This is a genomic window from Streptomyces sp. NPDC024698, assembly GCF_055559015.1.
The window spans coordinates 93,904-109,204 of record NZ_JBVHLK010000022.1 but is presented as its reverse complement, the minus strand read 5'-3'; the positions used below and the strand labels follow the sequence as shown (position 1 = coordinate 109,204).

Below are 15,301 nucleotides of genomic sequence, written 5' to 3'. Positions count from 1 at the left end.
CGTGTCGCTGGTCTTCGAACTGGACCCGGCGGTCACCCCCGAACTGAGGGACGGGGTCGTCGGCCTCTGGGTGGACGTCTCCAACGCGGGCGGCTCCGTCGGCTTCGTGCCGCCGGTGGCCGCCGGTGACGTGCGCCCCGAACTCGTGAAGCACTTCGTCGCCATGGCGGAGGGCCGCACCCGGCTGCTGGTCGGCCGGGACGAGGACGGCGCCGTCGCCGCGACCGCGTTCCTCACCCGCAACACCCACCGGCTGATGCGGCACTGGGTCTGGCTGTACACGGTGATGGTGCACCCGCGGCACCAGGGCAACGGGTACGGCCGGGACCTGCTCGCCGCCGCGGAGGAGGCGGCGGGAGGCCTCGACGGCGTCGACGCGATACGGCTGACCTGCCGGGGCGGCGAGGGTCTCGAACGCTTCTACACCTCCTGCGGCTACAAGGAGGTCGGACGGGTGCCGGGCGCGATCCGGGTCGCCCCCGGCGACGACCGGGACGACATCACGATGCTGCTTCCGCTCGCGGTCCGCGGCTGAGGACCCGCTGCAAGATCGCTGTCCGGGCGTGCTTCACTGGACGGAGTTCTTTGGGACCGTTCGAAACGGAAGAGTGGATTGAGATGCTCCGCTACACACTGATGCGCCTTGGGATCTTCGTGGGCTGCCTCGTGGTCGTCTGGGGCCTCGTCTACTCGGGCATCGCCCCGCGCGGCCTCGGCGACTCCAACTACATGTGGGTCGTCCTGCTGGCCCTGGTGATCTCCGCGCCGATCAGCTTCGTCGTCCTGCGCGGCGCCCGCGACCGCGCCTCGGAGGAGGTCGTCGCCCGCGTGGACCGCGCCCGGGCGAACCTGGAGCAGAACCGCAACCAGGAGGACGCCGCCGTGGACGAGGCCTCGCGGGGCGCCGCGAACCAGCCCTCCTGAAACCGCTCCGCGCCCACCCGCGCGGCGGCCCCTCGTAGGCTTGGCGCATGGGTGCTGTGAAGAACAAGCGGATGCCGCGCGCGGTACGCGAACAGCAGATGCTGGACGCGGCGGTACGGACCTTCGGGCAGCGGGGGTACCGGGCCGCGTCGATGGACGAGATCGCCGAACTGGCGGGCGTTTCCAAGCCGTTGGTCTATCTGTACCTGAACTCGAAGGAAGACCTGTTCACCGCGTGCATCCGGCGTGAGGCCCAGGCGCTCACCGAGGCGGTCCGCGCCGGCGTCCGCATCGAACTGCCCGCCGACCGGCAACTCTGGGAAGGGCTGCGGGCGTTCTTCACCCACACCGCGGAGAACCCGGACGGCTGGTCGGTGCTGCACCTCCAGGCCCGTACGCACGGCGAGCCCTTCGCCGCCGAGGTCTTCGCGATGCGCGAGGAACTGGTCCGGTTCGTCACGCAGTTGATCGTCGTCGCCGCGCGCGAGGCGCACCGTGACCCCTCGCTGCCGGCCCGGGAGGTCGCCGGGCTCGCGGAGGCGCTGGTCGGCGCCGCCGAGTCGATGGCCGCGTGGGCCAACGCCACCCCGGGCGTCTCGGCCCGGCAGGCCGCCGCCACCCTCATGAACTTCGCCTGGGCCGGACTCGGCACCCTCATGCAGGGCCGGCCCTGGACCCCGCCCGCCACGGGAATCCCGTCACAGACCACCGCGGAGGTCCGGCACCTCCGGCAGGAGGAGGCCTGACACCCGGGGCCGGCGGCACCCGCCGCCGTCCCGGGCCGGTCAGTTGCGGCCCCAGCGGCGCAGTGCGGGGGCGACCTTCTCGCGGCCCACGCGGTAGAGGGACCGGGCGCCGCCGCGTGTCGCCCGGCGGACCACCGTCCGCAGCGGTCCGGCGCTCGCGCCCGGCGCGACCGCGAGCGGCCTGCCCTTCTCGTCGAGGCCGTTGCGCTCCAGGATGCCGTCGAGATAGGCGCCCGCGCGCCGCGGCGAGTAGTAGGGCCGCAGCGCGGGCAGCCGCCCGGCGGCTCCCAGCGCGGCGACCCGGGCGCGGGCGGCGGCGTACGGATCGCTCTTGCCGATGCCCTGCCGTGCCGCCCAGACGGGGTCGACGCGGGGTGCCGCGCCGGCGTCGAGGTCGTCCCAGGAGGCCAGACAGCCGGAGTCCACGAAGTAGTGGTTGCCGTGCGCCTCGCGGACCCCGAAGTCGGTGAGGATCGCGGTCGGGATGCCGCGGTGCACCGACTCCAGCGCGGCCGTCGAGCTCACCGTCACCAACAGGTCGGTGCGGTCCAGGACTTCGCCCATGTTGCCGTAGACGAGCCGCAGATTGGCCGGGGCAGGCCCGGTCATCCGCTCGACGAGCAGTTGGTACGGGTCGGTCTCGGCGTGCGTGGTGCGCTCGCCCGGGAGGCTGCGCAGCTTCATCAGCACCAGCCGCTCGGGGTGCCGTCGCGCGTGGGCCGCCGCCCGCTCCAGCAGCTGGAGCCGCGGCTCCCGGCCCTTGGGGACCGACGGCTGTACGGCGAAGGTGAGCGTGAACGGCCGCTCCGTGGAGGGCGCGTAGGGCTCACCGCCGAGGAAGGGCAGCGCGCACTCCACCACCGTGTCCGGGTCGACGCCGACACCGGCGAAGGCGGCACGGAAGCGGTCGGCGTCGTAGGCGCTGTTGGCGAGGACGAGGTCGGTGCCGGCCCGGGTCATCAGCCCGTCGATCATCTTCTCGTAGACGACCCCGACATAGCCGGTGACCGTGACCGGCCGGTGCTCCCGTCCCTCCCACGCGATCCCCAGGCCGTGGGTGAGCGCGAGGGTCGTCCCGCCGACCGTGGCCAGGACGACCAGGTCGGCGGCGGCGAGGTCCTCGTCGTCGACCAGCTCCGCCACCGTGACCTCGCGCCGGGTGTCCGGCACGATCCCGATCTCCGTCAGCTGGCGCTCCGTCGGGGTGGCCGGGGTGCGCAGGAAGAGGGCGTCGAGGGCGTGCCCGGGCGCGATCCGCCGGGCGACGGAGGCGCCCCACTTCCAGCGGGTGTCGGAGTCGGCGATGACGGCGGTACGTCTGGACGGCATGGTTCGGGAGCCTTTCCTGGCGGCGGTCCTGGGGAGTGGACCGAGGCTAGGAACGGTGTCTGAGGGCCATATGAGCGGCTGCTTGAAAGCACCTTGGTGCGCTGGGTGCTCACTGTGAGAGCTTTCTCAACGTGCGCTTACCATCTGCGAGTTGACGGAGTCCGCGGTGCGCGGCGAGGGCTCGCCGCCGCGCGGTGTTCGCCGGAAGTTCACTCGCCTCGCGCGGGCGGCGACCCCACCTCGCCGGTCAGATGGACCCGGTCGCCCGACCTGAGCTCGAAGAACGGGCCCCGCGCGGCGTACGTCACCGTCCCGGGCAGCGGTACCGGCGCCCTGAACTCGGCGCGCACGCGGACCGCTTGGCGGGGCCCGTACTCGGCGAGGCTGCGGGCGACCGTCCACATGCCGTGCGCGATGGCACCCGGGAAGCCGAACAGGCGGGCGGCCAGGGGATGCAGATGGATGGGGTTGCGGTCCCCCGAGACGGCGCCGTAACGCCGGCCGACGTCCGCCGCGAGGCGCCACTCGGCGAGCGCGGGCAGCGGTTCGGACCGCGCCGCGGGAGGAGCCGGGACATCCGGTGGGGTCCCGGGGGCCTCGTCGACGGTCCCGTGGTCTCGGGCCGCGTTCCGGGGCCTGTGCCGGGCGAGGTAGGTGCTGCGTGACTCCCAGACGATCCTGCCGCCGACCCTCGCCTCGGTCAGCAACGTCGCCTCCGTGCCCCTGCGGTGCGGCGCCAACTTCTCGACCCGTACGCCGAGTTCGTACGCGGCGCTCGCGGTGGACTCCTGGTGCCGGGTGATCTCGATCGAGGTGTGCACCAGCCCGGGCAGCGGAAGCGGGAAGGCGCGCCCGGCCATGATCCGCATCGCCAGCGGGAAGGCGAGCACGTGCGGATACGTGACCGGGAGGGCGTCGGCGCCGGTCGGGAACCCGCACACCCTCTCGTACGCGGCGAGGTGTGCGAGGTCGATCCGCACACCGGGCAGGAGGAGCCGGGTGGAGGGGGCGGGGGCGTCCGGGCGGGGCCGTTTGAAGGGTGAGAGCAGGGTGCCGCGGGCCAGCAGCGGGGCGAGCGGGGGAGACGAGGCGAGGGTGCGGGTCCGTGGTCCGGTCTCAAGGCGGGCGGGAGGTCGAGTGCGCATCGGAAGTCTCCAGACGGACGGGGGATGGGCCGGCTTCTGGACGGGCATCTATTTACTCTGGAGTAAGTTACCGTGGGTAAGGCTACGTCAGGGGGAGGGCGGGGTCGAGATGCGATACGGCGACGTCCTGGACGAGGGGTGTCGGGCGAGGGGGTGCGAAGCCTCGGGCGCGCCGGGGTCCGGCGCTTCGCCCGTGAGTGCGCCGGAGCGGCCGACCTGCGACGGCATCGCGGGTCGCGGGGCGGAGAAGAGCACAGCTACCCCGGGTAACCCCCACTTCGCCTGCGGCAAAGCGTCACAAACCCCACACTTCGGCGCCGTAGGATCCCCGTCTCACCGGGTTGCCGAGACCCCTGAACCCCCCACGTTCCAGGGCCGTATGAGTTTGCGCGCGCCCGCGCGCTCCTCCGAGCCCGAACACGCTTTGCACCCGCCCCGGCCTCCGGCCGACAAGGAGCCGCCCCGTGTCCAGCCCGTACCCGCCCGACTCAGTCCCCTTCCTTCCGGAGCCCGAGATCAAGCGGCTGGACGGAGTCGTGCGCGAGGTCGCGGTGCCTCCCATCGTGGGCCAGGTGACCCACGGATCCCTGGCGGACATCCCGTTCGACAACGCGGCCGCCGCCCCGCAGGACGCGGTCCTCAGCCGTAGGACGCCGGACGGCGAGGGCTGGCGGGACGTGAGCGCGGCCGAGTTCGCCGACGAGGTCCTCGCGGTGGCCAAGGGGCTGATCGCGGAAGGGTTCGTGCCGGGCGACCGGATCGCCATCATGGCCCGGACGACGTACGAATGGACGCTCCTCGACTTCGCCGCCTGGGCCGCGGGCCTGGTCACCGTGCCCGTCTACCCGACCTCCTCCGTCTTCCAGACCCGCTGGATCCTCCAGGACTCGGGAGCCGTCGCGCTCGCCGTGGAGTCCGTGGGCCAGGCGGCGGCACTCGGCCCCGAGCGCGATCACCTTCCCGATCTGCGGCACATGTGGATCTTCGAGAAGGGGCACATGGAGCGTCTCGCGGAACTCGGCCGTGACGTCCCGGACCAGGAAGTGGCCGTACGGCGCGGGATGCTGGGCCCCGACACGCTCGCCACCCTCATCTACACCTCGGGCACCACCGGCCGCCCCAAGGGCTGCGTCCTGACCCACGGCAACTTCTTCGCCGAGGTCGACAACGCCGTCGAACTGCTCTACCCGATCTTCAAGGCACGCCCGCAGGACCCCGCCTCCACCCTGCTCTTCCTCCCCCTCTCCCATGTCTTCGGCCGCATGGTGGCCGTGGCCTGTCTGCGCGCCCGCGTGAAACTCGGCCACGCGCCGAGCCTGAAGACCGACGAACTCCTCGCGGACCTGGCCTCGTTCAAGCCGACCTTCCTGCTCGCCATCCCCTACGTCCTGGAGAAGGTCTTCAACACCGGCCGCGCCACGGCCGAACGCATGGGCCGCGGCTCGTCCTTCGACCGGGCGGCCCGGATCGCCCAGAAGTACGGCGAGGCCGTCGAGGCCCGGCAGCACGGCACCGGTCCCGGCCCGAGCCGCTCCCTGCGCGCGGCCCGCGCCCTCTACGACCCCCTCGTCTACCGCCGTATCCGCAACGCCCTGGGCGGCAGGGTCCGGCACGCCATCTGCGGCGGCTCCCCGCTCGGCCGCCGGCTCGCCGCCTTCTACGCGGGAGCCGGGATCGAGATCTTCGAGGGGTACGGGCTGACGGAGACCACGGCCGCCGCGACCGTCACCCCTCCGCAGAAGCCGCGCCTGGGCACGGTGGGCCGGCCGCTGCCGGGCACCCGGGTGCGGATCGCCGCCGACGGGGAGGTGCTGCTGTGCGGGGCGCAGGTCTTCCGCGGCTACTGGGACCCGCACGCGGGCGGTGTCGTCGACGCGGCCCCCGACGGCTGGTTCGCCACCGGTGACATCGGAGAGCTGGACGACGGCGGCTATCTCGCCATCACCGGGCGCAAGAAGGAGATCCTGATCACCGCGGGCGGCAAGAACGTCGCCCCGGCGCCCCTCCAGGACTTCCTCCGCTCCCATCCGCTGATCGCCCAGTGCATCGTGCTCGGCGACCGCCGCCCCTTCGTCTCCGCCCTGGTCACCCTCGACCCCGAGGGCATCTCCCACTGGCGCCGGATGAACGGCAAACACCCGGTCCCGCCCGAGCTGGTCATGGACGACCCGGATCTGCTGGCCATCCTCCAGCGCGCCGTCGACGAGACCAACCGGCTCGTCTCCCGCCCCGAGTCCATCCGCCGCTTCACCGTCCTGCCGGTCGACTTCACCGAGGAGGCCGGCCATCTCACCCCCTCCATGAAGCTGCGGCGCGCGGCGATCGAGAAGGATTTCAGCGGGGAGATAGAAGCCCTGTACGCCGTATAGCCCCGGTGTCCCCGTTCTGGCGGGGAGACGCACAAAGGCAGGAGCCCCGCGGCCGGCTGGCGCGGGGCTCCTTGGGTACTGCTATCCGTTCCGGATCAAAGCTTTGGGCTCATGGAGCCGCAGGCTTAGAGCGGAGTGACGTTCTCCGCCTGCGGGCCCTTCGGACCCTGCGTGACGTCGAAGGAAACCGACTGGTTCTCTTCGAGCGAACGGAAACCGTTCGCGTTGATCGCGGAGTAGTGGACGAAGACGTCCGGGCCGCCGCCTTCCTGGGCGATGAAACCAAAGCCCTTTTCGGCGTTGAACCACTTCACGGTTCCGGTAGCCATAAGCCCTCCTTGGGCCCAAAGGGTTGCCCTGCTCCAGAACCTGCGATTGTGTAAACAACTGCATACGTCTGAAAACGACGAGAGCCCGCGGTCACATGCTCCGCAGGCTCTGTACTGCAAGGGAAACCAAACTGCAACTTGCGGCGAGCCTAGCACGCAGGCAGCCGAAAGCAATAGAGGCGAAGATCACGTCATCCGGACGGGTGGTCCGCACCGGTCAGGGGCCTGACGTGCGTTGACTGCGAGGTGTCACGACGGTTGACACGCGAGGTCGGGATGGTTTCCACCAGCACACGCCGACCCTGAAGCCTGCACGCTATCGCATGGGGGCTAGCCTCGCGATGTGGACAATTCTCGCACCCGGCCGCGCGTCGGCCACATCCAGTTCCTGAACTGCCTGCCCCTGTACTGGGGGCTCGCGAGAACGGGCACGCTCCTCGACTTCGAGCTCACCAAGGACACCCCCGAGAAGCTCAGCGAGCAGCTGGTGCGAGGGGATCTCGACATCGGGCCCATCACGCTCGTCGAGTTCCTCAAGCACGCCGACGACCTGGTCGCCTTTCCGGACATCGCGGTCGGCTGCGACGGCCCCGTGATGTCCTGCGTGATCGTCTCGCAGGTTCCCCTCGACCAGCTGGACGGCGCCCGCGTCGCCCTCGGCTCCACCTCGCGCACCTCCGTGCGGCTCGCCCAGCTGCTGCTGGCCGAGAAGGTCGGGGTGACGCCCTCGTACTACACGTGCCCGCCCGATCTGAGCCTGATGATGCAGGAGGCCGACGCCGCCGTCCTCATCGGCGACGCGGCGCTGCGCGCCAACCTGCTCGACGGGCCGAAGTACGGGCTCCAGGTGCACGACCTCGGCGCGCTGTGGAAGGAGTGGACGGGCCTGCCGTTCGTCTTCGCCGTGTGGGCGGCCCGCCGCGACTACCTGGAGCGCGAGCCGCTCGTCACCCGGAAGGTGCACCAGGCCTTCCTCGCCTCCCGCGACCTCTCCCTCGACGAGGTCTCCAAGGTCGCCGAGCAGGCCGCCCGCTGGGAGGAGTTCGACGAGGCGGTCCTGGAGCAGTACTTCACGACGCTCGACTTCCGCTTCGGCGGCCCCCAGCTGGAGGCCGTACGGGAGTTCGCGCGCCGCGTCGGCACGACCACCGGGTTCCCCGCGGATGTGAACGTACGGCTCCTTCAGCCGTGAGACGCCGGCCGACCCGGTCCCGTTGATTTCGGGGCCGGGGGCGCGCACGGCACTACGCTGCTGGGCAGTGTGTACGGGGGAGGGGGAACCGTGAGTGCCATGCAGCCGCTCGGAGCCGACGAACCCACGGCCGTGGGGCCCTACCGGCTGCTCGGCCGGCTGGGTTCCGGCGGCATGGGGCGCGTGTATCTGGGACGCAGCGCGGGCGGGCGTACGGTCGCAGTCAAGATCGTCCATCCGCACTTCGCGCTCGACGAGGAGTTCCGCGCCCGCTTCCGCCGCGAGGTCGAGGCCGCGCGGCGGGTCGGCGGCGCGTGGACGGCGCCCGTCCTGGACGCGGACCCGGAGGCACCGGTCCCCTGGGTCGCCACCGGCTACGCGGCCGGGCCCTCCCTTTCGCAGGCGATCGCCGACGGCGGGCCGTTGCCCCTCCACTCCGCCCGGGTCCTCGGCGCCGGTCTGGCCGAGGCGCTCACGGCGGTCCACGCGCTGGGCCTGGTCCACCGTGACGTCAAGCCCTCCAACGTGCTGCTCACCCTCGACGGCCCGCTCCTGATCGACTTCGGCATCGCGCGGGCCACCGACGGCACCGCCTCGCTGACCTCGACCGGCGTCTCGGTCGGCTCCCCGGGCTACATGTCGCCCGAGCAGATCCTCGGCAAGGGCGTCACGGGAGCCGCGGACGTCTTCTCGCTCGGCGCCGTCCTCGCCTACGCGGCCACCGGCGAGCCCCCCTTCCCCGGCGACTCCTCGGCCTCCCTCCTCTACAAGGTGGTGCACGAGGAGCCCCGACTCGACGCCCTGGAAGGCGAGTTGCGCGAGCTGGTGGCGGCCTGCCTGGCCAAGGAGCCCTCGGCGCGGCCCGGTCCGGGAGAGGTGGCCGCGCGGCTGGCGCCGGGGGGTGCCGCCCGGCTGGTGTCGGCGGGCTGGCTGCCGGGCGCCCTGGTCGAGCGGGTGAGCCGAAGTGCCGTACAGCTGCTGAACCTTGAGGCGGCGGGGGCCGCGCAGGCCACGCCCTCCGGGCCGTTGGGGTTCAGCAGCGCCTCGGTCGAGGCGGTCCAGGGCGGAGGCTTCGGGCCGCCTCCGCCGGGCTTCGGGCCGCCGCCCACGATGCCGCCCTACGTACCGCGACAGGGCGAGGTCTCCTCCTTTGGGCCAGAGGACGCCGTTCACCGCGAGGGGGCCCCGGGCCCGGGGACGCCCGACCGGCCGGGCAGGGTCTCGGTCAGCGTGGCGGCGACCTCCGCGCCCGGGGCGGGCGGACAGGGCCGCAGGATGAGCTGCACCGTCGCGCTGGCCGTCGCGGGGGCGCTGGCGGCGGTGACCGTGGGATCCGCGTTCCTCTTCGACCTGCTGCCGGGCGGCGGCAAGGACGACGAGGGGAGCGTGGCGGGCGGGCGGCCGTCGCCCACGGCGAGCCGGAGCCTCTCCGCCACGGGGCCGAGCGCGACCGCGAAGGAACCGGGCTCCACCGAGAGCGCCCCGGAGCCCGCTCCGACGAAGAGCGCGTCCGGTCCGGGGAAGCCGCCGTCGTCGATCCCGGCCTCCTACCTCGGCACCTGGGAGGGCGACGGGCTCGGTCTCAGCGGCACCCTCCCCATGGGCACCTTCCGCGTTACCGTCCACCAGGCCGCCGTGGGGCAGGAGTTGGGCACCTTCCGGCAGACCGACCAGATCGGCGGCATCTGTGACGACGTGCTCGTCCTGAAGGAGGTCACGAAGACACGGCTCGTCGCCACGAGCGTGGCCTCGGAGTCCAACCGGGACGTCTGCACCAAGGGGCGGCACGAGGTGCGGCTGACGCCCGTCGGCAGCGATCTGACCTACGAGACGGACAACCCGGAGGCGGGCGATCCGGTGGCCCGGATGAACAAGGTCGGCTGACGGGGCGGGGCGGCCCGGGCGGTGTCGGGCCGCCTGGTTCGGTCGGACAGGTGGTTCGGTCGGACAGGTGGTTCGGCCGGCCGCCCGGGTCAGCCGGTCTGCGCCTTCTCGCGGGCCTTCGTGATCCTGACGGCCGCGCTGATCAGCGCGGCGGCGACGAGCAGCGTCGAGAGCAGGCCGACGGCCCAGACCCACGGGTACTGGACGTGCACCCAACAGGGTTCGCCCCGGCCGAAGCACCCGGAGTCCCCCTCGCGGTGGTGCTTCGGGCGCGCGGTGGTGAACACGACCAGCGCGCAGAAGGAGCAGGCGGCGAGGCCCGGCAGGGAGGCGACCGCCCAGCCGAGCGAACGGAGCGGCCGCTCCTTCCACTTCATCCGTGAGAGCGCCGCGATCACGGCGGCGAGCCCGAACGGCAGCAGGGCGCCGACGGCGGCGGCGAAGCCGTACCCGCCGCCGGGCGAGGCGGGAGTGGTACGGCCCCAGAGCTCCCGCCCCCAGGCCTCCGTCGCCAAGCCGAACGCGGCGAACGCCGCCAGGGCGGCCGACAGGATCAGGCAGCCCCCGACCGCGTTCCTCCAGGACCCCTTCTCCCGCGCCCGCCGTCCCGCGGACGGCCGCCGCGGCACATGCTCGTGGCCCAGCGCGGCCCCCGTGGGCCGCCGCCGTTTCGGTCTCGCCGATCCGCCCACCGGACCCGCCCCCTTCTTCCTCGCTCCCGCCGGCCTGTTCTCCCTGGCTCCCGCCACCGTGCCCGCACGGGCCGATGGCTCACATCGGTGTCGTCACCGTCATCGGCTCCCCGTCCCCGAGGTGGAGCAGGCCCTTGCCGGGGGCGACCGGACCGCCGACCATGCTGCGGTTCGTACGGATGCCGATCAGCTCGCCCGCGGACGAGTCCTGCGGGCACAGCAGGATGCCCCGGCGGCCCTTCTTCATCTCGACCTGCCAGCCGGAGAAGCCGCTGCACACGTCGTCCTCGTCACCGGCGATGACCAGCGCGAGCCCGCGTTCGGCGCCGCGCTGCACGATCCGCTTGAAGACCGTCTCGGCGTCGCAGTCCTCCAGCACCTCGCCGTCGTCGACCAGCACCACGATCGGCTCCTCGGGCGTCGCCGAGTCGATGGCCTCGCGCAGGTCGTCGCCCTCGATGTCGTCCTCGTCGAAGACCTTCAACACGCCGTCCTGACCGTCGAGTTCGCGCAAGGGCGACGGACGGGGCGCCGCGACGACCAGCCGTACGCCCTGGGCCAGGTACGAGCGGGCCATGTTCATCAGCGTCGTACTGCGGCCGGACTTGGCCGGACCCGCGACGACGAACGTCGGCACGCCCTGGGAGAGGTCCGGGCCGAAGCCCCGGACGTCGTCGCCGCCGATGCCCACCAGGCTCCACAGCCGGGAGCGGGAGGCGTCCGGGTCGCGCATCTCCCAGGCTTCGGCGAAGCCGATCCGGGTGGGCAGCACGTCGACCCGGAACGGGCGCCGGGCGCGCGGCAGTTCGGCGTCCCGTGCCGCCGCGGCCTCGCCGATCGCGGTGAGCGCCGCGGCCTGTCCCTGACCGGTCGAGTCCTCCGCGAGCAGGGCGAACTGGGTCTCGGTGCCGTGCTCGTTGCGGTAGCCGCGGCCGGGCGGGATCTCCTCGGGGACCTTGCGCGCGTTGACGCCGATCAGCGAGAAGTCGGAGCGGTCGGCGAGCCGCAGCGCGTACTTGTCCTCGGTGAGCGAGCCGATCCGGGTGGAGAGGATCTGCCGGTCGCCCGTCATCACCAGATGCAGTCCGACGCTCGCGCCCTCGCGCATCATGGCGGTGAGCTGGTCGGTCAGATCGCCGTGGTCGTACTCGCCGAGCGTCGGCAGCCAGCCCTCCCACCGGTCGAGCAGCACCACGATGTGCGGCAGCCGCTCGTCCTCCGTCACCGCGGCCCGCTGCTCGCCGATGTCCGCGAAGCCCTTGTCCGCCAACAAATCCTGCCTGCGCCCGAGTTCGCCCTTCAGACGGGTGACGAGACGGACCACGCGCTCGGTCTGGTTGCGGCCGACGACGGCGCCGCAGTGCGGCAGCCGGGTCAGCGCGTTGAGCGCCCCGTTGCCGCAGTCGATGCCGTACAGATGGACGTCGGCCACCGAGTGGGTGCGGGCCAGCGAACCCGCGAGCGTGCGCAGGATCTGCGACCGTCCGCTGCGCGGGGCGCCGCCGATGAGCAGATGCCCGAAGGAGGCGAAGTCCACCACGACGGGCCGGCGGGCCTGGTCGGCGGGCAGGTCCTCGACGCCGTACGGGGCGGGCGGCAGCTTGCCCGCGCCGCCCCGGAACGCCGGCGCGGTGATCTCGTCGAGCAGCAGCGTCCCGGCGAGGGCGGGCAGCCACGGGCTGTGCTGGGGAGGGATGCCGAGCGCCCGGTTGGCGTCGCGCACGGCGTCGACCAGCACCTTGAGGTCGGTGATCTCCTCCTCGCGCTGCTCGGTCCTCGGCTTGACCAGCGCGGTCCGCCCGAGGTCCGCCCAGTCCAGCGGTCCGGCCCAGGGCGCGAGCGCCGCCGGGTCGGCGGCGCCGGGACGGCGGCCGCCCACGCGTCCGGACTGGAACGGCACGAGCGAGGCGTGCCCGAGCCGCACGTACGCGCGGCCCGGCGTGCTTTTGGAGATCTGCCCGGCCTCGGGGGAGTCGATGACATCGCTCGACTCGCCGCCGTCGGTCACGCGCAGCGCGATACGGAGGTTGGTGTTGGCCCGGATCTCGGGCGAGACGACACCGCTGGGCCGCTGGGTGGCCAGCAGCAGGTGGATGCCGAGCGAGCGGCCCCGCTGGGCGATGTTGACCAGACCCGTCACGAAGTCGGGCAGGTCGCGCACCATGGAGGCGAACTCGTCGATGACGATGAGGAGTCGGGGCACCGGAGCGTGCGAGGGGTCACGGCGTACGAGATCCTGGTAGTCCTCGATGTCCTTGGCGTCGGCGGCGGCGAGGATGTGCTCGCGCCGCTTGAGTTCGGCGCCGAGCGATTCCAGCGCACGTTCCACGAGATGGGCGTCGAGATCGGTCACCATGCCGACGGTGTGCGGGAGTTGCACGCAGTCCTTGAACGCCGAGCCGCCCTTGTAGTCGACGAGGACGAACGTCATGTTCTCGGGGGTGTTGGCCACGGCCAGCGACGCCACGATCGTCTGGAGCAGCTCCGACTTGCCGGAACCCGTCGTACCGGCGATCAGTCCGTGCGGGCCGTCGCGCCGTATGTCGATGCCGAACGGACCGTCGTACGACTCGCCGATGACCGCGGTCGTCGACTGGCCGCCCAGCCGCCAGCGCGCGCCGATCGCGTCCCCGGTCGGCGGTTCCAGCTGGAGCACGTCGAGCAGCCGGCTGGCGCCGGGCAGGGCCGAGTCCTCGGTCTCGCCGCTGATGTCGCGCAGCGCGGAGAGGGAGCGGGCGAGCCGTGAGCACCAGGCGGGCGACACGAGGTCGGGCCGTACGTCCCGGACCCGGGCGATGCCCGTCTGCTGGACGCGCAGCCGCAGTTCGAGCGGCTTGTGCGACCCGGTGGCGGAGTCGTCGGTGCTGGTGGCGTGCCAGGCGTGGAAGGAGGGGAAGCCGCCGGGTGCGGCCGGTGCCGTCCTGGCGGGCGCCTGCGCGCTCGGGTGCTCCTCGGGCCTCGGCTCCGCGACGACGACGGCCTGGCACTCGCCGGGCAGGAACCGCTCCTCGGCGTCCAGGCAGATCGCGTACAGCGACATGGCCGGGCCCTCGCGCAGCAGTCGCACCACGCCCGGCATGGACCGCAGCCGCCGGGATCCGTCCCAGACGACGACGATGTCGGGGTCGCCGAACGAGGCCTTGTTGCCGTTCTGCCTGGCGGCCTTCTGGCGGGCGTCGAGGAGCTGGGTCAGCTCGCCGATGCGGGCGCCGACGGTCTCGGCGTCCGTGCCGATGAGGACGTTGGCCTCCTGGGCGCCGGCGGGCCTGCTGTGCGGGAGCCAGCGCACCCAGTCCCAGCTGTCCCGGCCGCCGTTCTCGGTCAGGACGTAGAACTGGACGTCCAGCGGACTGTGCAGCACCGCGGTCTGCGCGAGGACCCAACGGCCGAGCGCCCGGGCCGAGTCACCGGGTCCCGCGATGCCGACGACACCGCGCTCGGCCAGCGGAAGGGCGACCGGGGCGTCCTCGATGGTCCAGGTGACCTGGCGCTTGTGTTCGTCCCGCTCGGGATCGTCGAGCACGACCTCGGACGGCAGCTGTCCGGTGCCGACCCGCAGCAGCAGATGGTCCGCGTCGGTGCGCCGCCGCTCCCACAGCCGGGTGCGCGGTCCGGTGCCCAGGGACAGCACGGTCGCCGGGTCGGGGATCGCCCGGTGCCGGTCGAGCCGTTCGGCGAGGAGTGCCTCCCGGGCGTCCTGCTCGATCCGCGCCTTGTGCTCGGCGTACTCCTTGACCTGCTTGGCATGGGACTTGCGGCCCTGCTTCTTGTCCATGAAGTAGTTGCCGAGCATGATCAGCGGGCTCAGCAACGCCATGATCATGTAGTACCAGCGCCCGAACACCATCACCATGACGACGGCGCTGACGAGCGGGGTGAGCGCCATCAGCCAGGGCAACGGGCGGGCCTCGTAGTCCCGTACGGGGCTCGGCAGTCGGAACTTCGTCTCGCGTTCGGGCGGTTGGAGCCGTGGGGGCCGGTTGTAGTCGAGGCCGGCTCCGTCGTCCGACCATGTGAGCGCGGCGTCGGGCTGTGCGTAACGGTCGAGCTGGAAAAGGGTGTTGCCGACGGCGACCTGGCTGCCGAGCGGCCACGCGTCGTCCTCGCGGTCTGCGATCGGCTCGCCGTCGAGGGTGACGCCCTTCTTCTCGCCGTGCACGGCGACCCGGCACGTCCCGTCCGTTGCAACTGACAACGTCAGTGCTCTTCCCGGGAGTTCGGGATCGTCGACCCGGACGTACGAGGCGGCCCCGGCGCCGATGTCGTACCGGCCGATCCCGAGCCGGTGCACGCCGCCCGCCGACGGGCCGCCCGCCACCCGCAGTTCGACCAGGCCGGTCGGTTCGCCCGGCAGGCATCCGGCGGGGTCGTGCAGACTCACGACGGCGCCCTCGCGCAGCGGCGAGGTGGCGATGGTCGCGGCGGGATCGACCGGGTACCCGTCGACATACGCGACCGGCGCGCCGCCGCCGGCGGCTCCCTGGTGCTGCCCGAGGGGGATGATCTGGGCACCATCGCCGTAACCGACTTGCTCCGCGAGCTCCTTGGCGATGTCCCCCACCGAGGACTCGGGATCCGCGTCGAGCACCACGTCGGCGGTGGCTCCGCCGAGCGGGTCGACGACGGTCAGAGTCAACCGCACGCTCGTCCTCCCCCTGACACCGAAGGCCCCTTCCGGAACGCGGGCCACC

Annotated in this window: 11 protein-coding genes; 6 read left to right on the top strand and 5 right to left on the bottom strand. The window is 72.4% G+C overall.

Features of this window, described 5'->3' with window-relative positions; translation table 11 throughout:
• Position 1 precedes the first annotated feature (1 nt).
• The 3 genes from ACZ4AA_RS32335 to ACZ4AA_RS32325 all read left to right on the top strand — a co-directional run bounded on the left by ACZ4AA_RS32335 (position 2) and on the right by ACZ4AA_RS32325 (position 1,670).
• On the top strand, positions 2-535 hold the full coding sequence (locus ACZ4AA_RS32335) for a GNAT family N-acetyltransferase (protein WP_467610647.1): 534 nt from the start codon (positions 2-4) through the stop codon (positions 533-535).
• Positions 536-618: 83 nt separating this feature from the next.
• On the top strand, positions 619-924 hold the full coding sequence (locus ACZ4AA_RS32330) for a DUF4229 domain-containing protein (RefSeq protein ID WP_467610645.1): 306 nt from the start codon (positions 619-621) through the stop codon (positions 922-924).
• 47 nt (positions 925-971) lie between these two features.
• Entirely contained in the window at positions 972-1,670 is a 699-nt protein-coding gene (locus tag ACZ4AA_RS32325; RefSeq protein WP_467610643.1) for a TetR/AcrR family transcriptional regulator, read from the top strand.
• 39 nt (positions 1,671-1,709) lie between these two features.
• Here the strand turns inward: ACZ4AA_RS32325 and ACZ4AA_RS32320 are convergent, their stop codons facing one another.
• Both ACZ4AA_RS32320 and ACZ4AA_RS32315 read right to left on the bottom strand, forming a co-directional pair.
• Positions 1,710-2,999 carry a DUF6716 putative glycosyltransferase gene (locus tag ACZ4AA_RS32320; protein ID WP_467610641.1) on the bottom strand — a complete coding sequence of 430 codons (1,290 nt, stop codon included), beginning with the start codon at positions 2,997-2,999 and terminating at the stop codon, positions 1,710-1,712.
• A 209-nt stretch (positions 3,000-3,208) separates the two neighbouring features.
• Complete coding sequence (locus tag ACZ4AA_RS32315) at positions 3,209-4,144, bottom strand: MaoC/PaaZ C-terminal domain-containing protein (protein WP_467610639.1); 936 nt, start codon at positions 4,142-4,144, stop codon at positions 3,209-3,211.
• Between the two features lie 464 nt (positions 4,145-4,608).
• Between ACZ4AA_RS32315 and ACZ4AA_RS32310 the strand changes: the two genes are divergently transcribed.
• Complete coding sequence (locus tag ACZ4AA_RS32310) at positions 4,609-6,513, top strand: AMP-dependent synthetase/ligase (RefSeq protein ID WP_467610637.1); 1,905 nt, start codon at positions 4,609-4,611, stop codon at positions 6,511-6,513.
• A gap of 125 nt (positions 6,514-6,638) precedes the next feature.
• On the opposite strand, the gene ACZ4AA_RS32305 is transcribed toward ACZ4AA_RS32310, so the two are convergent.
• Positions 6,639-6,842 (bottom strand): cold-shock protein, encoded by a 204-nt coding sequence (locus ACZ4AA_RS32305; protein ID WP_037627265.1) that lies wholly within the window; start codon positions 6,840-6,842, stop codon positions 6,639-6,641.
• 343 nt (positions 6,843-7,185) lie between these two features.
• On the opposite strand from ACZ4AA_RS32305, the gene ACZ4AA_RS32300 reads away from it, so the two are divergent.
• Together ACZ4AA_RS32300 and ACZ4AA_RS32295 are read left to right on the top strand one after the other, a co-directional pair.
• A complete protein-coding gene (locus ACZ4AA_RS32300; protein ID WP_467610635.1) occupies positions 7,186-8,034 on the top strand; it encodes a menaquinone biosynthetic enzyme MqnA/MqnD family protein in 849 nt (282 codons plus the stop codon).
• A gap of 99 nt (positions 8,035-8,133) precedes the next feature.
• A complete protein-coding gene (locus ACZ4AA_RS32295; protein ID WP_467610696.1) occupies positions 8,134-9,918 on the top strand; it encodes a serine/threonine-protein kinase in 1,785 nt (594 codons plus the stop codon).
• Between the two features lie 89 nt (positions 9,919-10,007).
• Here ACZ4AA_RS32295 and ACZ4AA_RS32290 read toward each other — a convergent pair whose 3' ends face one another.
• Both ACZ4AA_RS32290 and ACZ4AA_RS32285 read right to left on the bottom strand, forming a co-directional pair.
• Positions 10,008-10,610 (bottom strand): hypothetical protein, encoded by a 603-nt coding sequence (locus ACZ4AA_RS32290; protein WP_467610633.1) that lies wholly within the window; start codon positions 10,608-10,610, stop codon positions 10,008-10,010.
• A 79-nt stretch (positions 10,611-10,689) separates the two neighbouring features.
• Positions 10,690-15,252, bottom strand: a complete 4,563-nt coding sequence (locus ACZ4AA_RS32285) for an FtsK/SpoIIIE domain-containing protein (RefSeq protein ID WP_467610631.1) — start codon at positions 15,250-15,252, stop codon at positions 10,690-10,692.
• Positions 15,253-15,301: the final 49 nt, after the last annotated feature.